Raw genomic sequence first — 5,818 nt, forward strand, 5'->3', positions numbered from 1 at the left:
GCAAAGTTCAAAGTGCCAAAGAAAGGAACATTTCCGACGGTTAAACGGAAGGTACTGAGATCAACATCGATAAATGAGGGGGCAGGGCTCGTGGAAGCATCGATTAAATTATTACTGGCAAAAGGATTGGCAACAATTATTTCAATAGAATTCAGGCGATCACTGCCGAGACTACCTTTCAAGATTCCGCCAGTAGGCAAAAGAGTAATACTCTGTGGGGCGAGAGAAGAGGTGCGAAGATTGCTGTAGTCAGCAATATCCAAACCACTGCCACCATTAAATACGTCGTTGCCGCTACTACCGACAAAAGTATCGTTAAAAATGGTTCCGACAATGTTGTCGTTAAATATAGTTCCAAAGAAAACTGGCATTAGTTACAAACCTCCGATTTGGTCTTTTCAAGAAAACATAAAGTCAATAGTTATAACCATTGATCAGGCTTTTTACAGCATTTTTGGTTAGGGAAAAATTTGCTGATGTTTCACCTTAGCCTTTAGGCAATATCACAACGTCAGAAGACTAGCAATCAAAAGGGACGCTATAAAGTTCTGTTAAGTAGTTTTCTTAGTCAGTAGTTAGGGAATGAGTCAAAATAACTCAAGGCAAATTATTTCGGCTTTTCCATGAACTCTGAGAAATACTAACTTAATGTTGTGTTTATTTTTAGGATGTGAACTTATATTAAGTTTTGTTTCAAATGTTGTCAAATTTTATATAAAGCTTAAATAAGCCGTTTATCGGGGAAAATTGTTGAATTCGGTTTTTATGTCCAGAATCGTACTTGTAACTGCTAATATCGTTGATTATCCTTAGCAAGGAAGAATCCGGTTACTGCGAGGAGCTGCTGAAGGCTCCATAGCTACTGACTGGAAGCCTGAGATCACGCCGAAGTCCCACGGTCGAAGCCTTTTGCCTATCCTGATAAGTAGCCTATACTCAACGAATTGAGTATAATTTACCCGCTAATAGTCCCAGGGCGATTGATCGCATCTATGTTCCCGTCTATCCGCAAACTCCCCTAACTCTTAATCAAGAGGTTGGTACTAGCGATGATTTTCCAGTTGGAACCGTTTACAATAAGATTTGTAAAAATTTATAAATAATTATGAGCGAAAAAGTTGTCCTGATTGTCGGTGCTACGGGGGGGATCGGTGCCGCTTTAGCGCGTAAACTGGCTGTTAATGGTCATAAACTCGTATTAGTGGCCAGAAATGCCGATAATTTATCTAATTTAGCTGGTGAGTTGGGTTGTCCCTCGTTAATTGTGCCGACGGATATCACCAATCCCACTCAGGTGGAAACTTTGATGGCCAAAATTGTCTCCCATTACGGCCGGTTGGATGTGTTGGTTAATGCGGCCGGAGCCGGTGTGATGAAACAATATAATAAAATCACGCCGGAAGATTTAGATAAAATGCTCGACCTCAATCTAAAGGGGAGTTTTTATACCTGTCAGGCTGCGGCTAATGTGATGAAGGAAAATAAGGCCGGTCATATCTGTAATGTGGTGGGAATTTTGGGTAAGCATTCTATGGCTATGGCTGCCGCTTATTGTGCTTCTAAGTATGGGGTGGTCGGTTTTAGTAAATGTTTGGCCGATGAGTTAAAACGCTATGGTATTAAAATGACTTTATTCTATTTTGGTGGTGTCGATACTCCTTTTTGGGATCAGGTGAGCTTAAAAGTTGATCGCAATAAAATGTTAACCGCTCAAACCGCCGCCGATGCTATCTATTTTGCCATGAATGCTGAACCCCAAGCCGTCCCCATGGAAATTAATATTCAACCCGATAGTCATCTCTTTTTTTAGTCATCAGCTTTTTCAGTTATCAGTTATCAGTTATCAGTGAATAGCATTAAGTGGCAAGTTCTGAGTTTTATTTTCAATGTTTACTGCTCACTGAAAAACACCCTTTTTTTTGACTTTATCTATGTTTGTTGATCATATTCATTTTTATGTAGAATCGGCTAAAAAATGGCGGGATTGGTTTGTGCGGGTGATGGATTTTCAGGCGATCGCAAGTTTAGTTAATCTCCACACACACACAGAAATAGTTGGCAATGGCATCCAAAAAGATAAAACTAAACAGATTATTTTTATCTTATCTTCTCCTTTAAATTCTCTTAGTCCCGTGGCGGAATTTTTAAGTAAATATCCTGAAGGGGTGGCGGATGTAGCTTTTCAAGTGGAGGATTTAGACGCTTTAGCTAAGAGAATTAAACAGGATATTTTTATTCAGGAAACTGTTTTGCCTAGGGGTAAGATAAAAAGCTGTCAAATCTCTAGCATTGCTAATCTCAAACATACGTTAATTGAAAGACAGGGAATCACGCCAATTTTAGCCGATCCTAATCTGATTGAGTATGATAGTAGGGAACAATATAATCAGGATATTCTAGCGATTGATCATTTAGTTTTAAATGTTTTTCAGGGAAATTTAGAGTTAACAGCCAATTGGTATGAGGAAAATTTAGGCTTTAAAAAAAGGCAAACTTTTACTATTAAAACGGAGCGTTCTGGTCTTTATTCTCAGGTACTTGTTCACCCAGAAACTGAATTAAAATTACCAATTAATGAACCAGATAGTAACAGTTCTCAAATTCAAGAATTTTTGGATATTAATCAAAAATCTGGCATTCAACACATTGCTTTAAAAACAGAAAATATTTTAAAATTAACTCAAAAATTAAAAGAAAGAAAAGTAGAATTTTTATCAGTTCCCAACAGTTATTATCAGCAAATTAGCTATCAAAAAAAAGATTTTAATATTGCTGATTGGGAATGGTTAGAAATTAAAAAACAGGAAATTCTCATTGATTTTGAACAAAATAGTTATTCCCTATTAGAAAAGCCGACTTTACTGCAAATTTTCACTAAACCAATTTTTTCCCAGCCGACTTTCTTTTTTGAATTAATCGAGCGCCGTCATGCCGCTAGAGGTTTTGGAGAAGGCAACTTCCGGGCGCTATTTGAAGCGATCGAACGGGAACAAATACAGCGAGGAACTTTAGATTAGAGTCAGGAAAGCGAGCATTTTTCCCATGAGACTAAGTAGGTAGGTGTTAAAAGTTTTCAGACACCCCCCTTATCAAGGGGGTCAGGGGGGATCGAACCTAAAATCCATTTTTAATTTAATTATAACCAGCTACTTATCAACGATAACGTAATTCAATCACATCTTTTTTGATTGTGACATCATAGGAACCAAAAAAAGTTTGTCCCAAGAGTCCTAACCCTTCCATTTGGGGAGAAATACCAACAATCTGATTAGATAAAACCACCTCGCCAACTTTAACAGAATTAATGCGACCAAGATAAACCGTAACGACACCGCCGGCGGTATGAGCGACTACTTCCCTTTCCCGTTTGACTTTCATCGCTTTCGCCATGGCATCGGTGAGGACGATCGAACTAGCACCCGTATCAAAAAGCATTTCATAATAGTGACGGTTATTAAAAACTACCATCACCGTGGGAATGCCGTTAACCCGGCGTTGAATCGGTAGCTGATAAACTTGCGGGGAATTTTTCCTATTTCTAGATGAACCGCCACAGAGACGGCTGAGATCTATGTGTTGTCCATCTGCTCTTTGGAGAAAGCATTCTGATTGAGCGAGAGTCGCAGCGGTGAAGGGAAATAACAGCAGGGTGCTGGACAATGCGATCGCAGAAATAGACCTATTCATGGGTTTAACATCGAGAAGACCGACTCGGAAAAGAACGCTTCTAGCCCTAAAATTCCCCAAAAATGGGGGAAAATAACAGGAGTTTAACCGGGAGGCCAGGTCATTGGGCGATCGCCTAAAAGATGGACATGAAGATGATCGACGGTTTGGCCCCCATGTTCCCCATTATTGATCACCACTCGATAACCTTGACTTAATTTGGCTTCGGCGGCCACTTTTTTAACAGTTAGTAACAAATGTCCCAATAAATCTCGATCGCTGTCGCTGGCTTCCTCTAGTTTCGGAATCGGTTTTTTGGGGATAATGAGGATATGGGTGGGTGCTTGGGGATTAACATCTCGAAAAGCGAGAACCAGATCATCTTCATAAACGATCGAGGCTGGAATTTCTTTGCGGATAATTTTGCTAAAAATAGTCTCACTCATAGACAAATTGCTTTTTCTTCAACTATACCATTAAGCTCTCAGCTTTTCTGGCTAGTTTATACCGAGAAATAGGCTGATTTTCTGGGTAAATTCCCAGATAAAATCATTTTTATGCGGAAAACTAGCCTAACATCCTGTTTCATTTTCCTAAGAACTCACTTTATTTTTACTTGAGCCAAAATGTTAGCAAGGGTTTGGAGTGCGGCAATTATCGGCATCGATGCCATTAAAATCGGGGTAGAGGTGGATGTATCGGGGGGATTACCCGGAATTGCCGTGGTGGGTTTACCCGATACCGCCGTGCAGGAGTCGAAAGAAAGGGTAAAAGCTTCCCTAAAAAATGCTGGATTTGCCTTTCCCATCCGCAAAATTGTCATCAATTTAAGTCCCGCCGATATCCGCAAAGAGGGGCCGATTTATGATTTACCGATTAGTATCGGCATTTTAGGAGCCTCCGAACAGGTAGAAGCCGATTTACTGGGGGATTTTCTCTTTTTAGGCGAATTATCCCTCGATGGTAGTTTGCGTCCCGTGGCGGGGGTTTTACCCATTGCTGCTGCCGCCGAAAAAATGGGGATCAAGGGTTTAGTGGTTCCCGCCGATAATGCCAAAGAAGCAGCCGTGGTCAAAGGCGTACAAGTGTATGGGTTTCGTCATCTATCGGAAGTGGTAAATTTCTTAAATGAACCCGATCGCCATTCACCGATGACTTTTAACGCTGCCGAGGAGTTCGGGCGATCGCAGGTAAATCTCCCCGATCTCAAGGATGTCAAAGGCCAAGCCATTGGCCGTCGGGCCCTGGAAATTGCCGCAGCTGGAGGTCATAACCTAATTTTTGTCGGGCCGCCGGGCAGCGGTAAAACCATGTTAGCGCGACGTTTACCCGGTATTCTGCCCCAGCTTACCTTTGCCGAATCCCTAGAAGTCTCCCAGATTCATTCCGTCGCCGGATTACTGAAGGATCGAGGTTCCCTGGTGCGCGAGCGTCCTTTTCGCAGTCCCCATCACTCCGCTTCCGGAGCGGCGCTGGTGGGAGGTGGCACTTATCCCCGACCGGGAGAAATCTCCCTTTCCCACCGTGGTATTTTATTTTTGGACGAATTAACGGAATTTAAGCGCAGTGTCTTGGAATATCTCCGACAACCCCTAGAGGATGGTTATGTGAGCATTTCTCGCACTCGTCTTTCTGTCGCTTTTCCGGCCCGTTTTACCTTGGTGGCCAGCACCAATCCCTGTCCCTGCGGTTATTACGGCGATTCGGTGCAACCCTGCAGCTGTTCCCCGCGACAACGGGAACAGTATTGGGCGAAATTATCGGGACCGCTTTTAGACCGTATTGACCTACAAGTGACGGTAAATCGCCTGAAACCAGAAGAAATGACCCAAGAGAGTCGGGGAGAAGCTTCTGAGCAAGTGCGGCAACGGGTAGAAGGGGCCCGGCAAAAGGCCAGCGATCGCTTTCAGAATACCGGGATTCGCTCTAATGCGGAGATGAATTCCGAGCATTTGCGGCGTTTTTGCGCTCTTGATCATAGCAGTCGCCATATTTTAGAAGGGGCAATCCGAAAATTGGGTTTATCGGCCCGAGCAATGGATCGCATTCTCAAAGTTGCCCGCACCATTGCCGATTTAGGAGATAGTGAAATGCTGAAAAGTTCCCACGTTGCCGAAGCAATTCAGTATCGCACTCTCGATCGTTTAAGTTA

5 protein-coding genes and 1 pseudogene are annotated in these 5,818 nt (G+C 42.5%); 3 read left to right on the forward strand and 3 right to left on the reverse strand.

Features of this window, described 5'->3' with window-relative positions; translation table 11 throughout:
- Nucleotides 1-371, reverse strand: a pseudogene (locus tag IM462_RS09780) (calcium-binding protein); the annotation flags it as partial.
- 734 nt (nucleotides 372-1,105) lie between these two features.
- Here IM462_RS09780 and IM462_RS09785 point away from each other — a divergent pair.
- The gene (locus IM462_RS09785) at nucleotides 1,106-1,810 is read left to right on the forward strand and encodes an SDR family oxidoreductase (RefSeq protein ID WP_287715125.1); all 705 of its coding nucleotides are present in this window, start codon (nucleotides 1,106-1,108) and stop codon (nucleotides 1,808-1,810) included.
- Nucleotides 1,811-1,931: 121 nt separating this feature from the next.
- The gene (gene hppD, locus IM462_RS09790; RefSeq protein ID WP_287715131.1) at nucleotides 1,932-3,017 is read left to right on the forward strand and encodes a 4-hydroxyphenylpyruvate dioxygenase; all 1,086 of its coding nucleotides are present in this window, start codon (nucleotides 1,932-1,934) and stop codon (nucleotides 3,015-3,017) included.
- A gap of 136 nt (nucleotides 3,018-3,153) precedes the next feature.
- On the opposite strand, the gene IM462_RS09795 is transcribed toward hppD, so the two are convergent.
- Nucleotides 3,154-3,687 carry a retropepsin-like aspartic protease family protein gene (locus IM462_RS09795; RefSeq protein ID WP_287715126.1) on the reverse strand — a complete coding sequence of 178 codons (534 nt, stop codon included), beginning with the start codon at nucleotides 3,685-3,687 and terminating at the stop codon, nucleotides 3,154-3,156.
- A gap of 83 nt (nucleotides 3,688-3,770) precedes the next feature.
- A complete protein-coding gene (locus IM462_RS09800; RefSeq protein ID WP_002798810.1) occupies nucleotides 3,771-4,112 on the reverse strand; it encodes a histidine triad nucleotide-binding protein in 342 nt (113 codons plus the stop codon).
- A 180-nt stretch (nucleotides 4,113-4,292) separates the two neighbouring features.
- On the opposite strand from IM462_RS09800, the gene IM462_RS09805 reads away from it, so the two are divergent.
- Nucleotides 4,293-5,818, forward strand: a 1,526-nt coding sequence (locus IM462_RS09805) for a YifB family Mg chelatase-like AAA ATPase (RefSeq protein WP_287715129.1), incomplete at its 3' end; no start/stop codon positions are given.

This window comes from Microcystis sp. M144S2, assembly GCF_020246065.1.
Classification (GTDB): Bacteria; Cyanobacteriota; Cyanobacteriia; order Cyanobacteriales; family Microcystaceae; genus Microcystis; species Microcystis ichthyoblabe_A.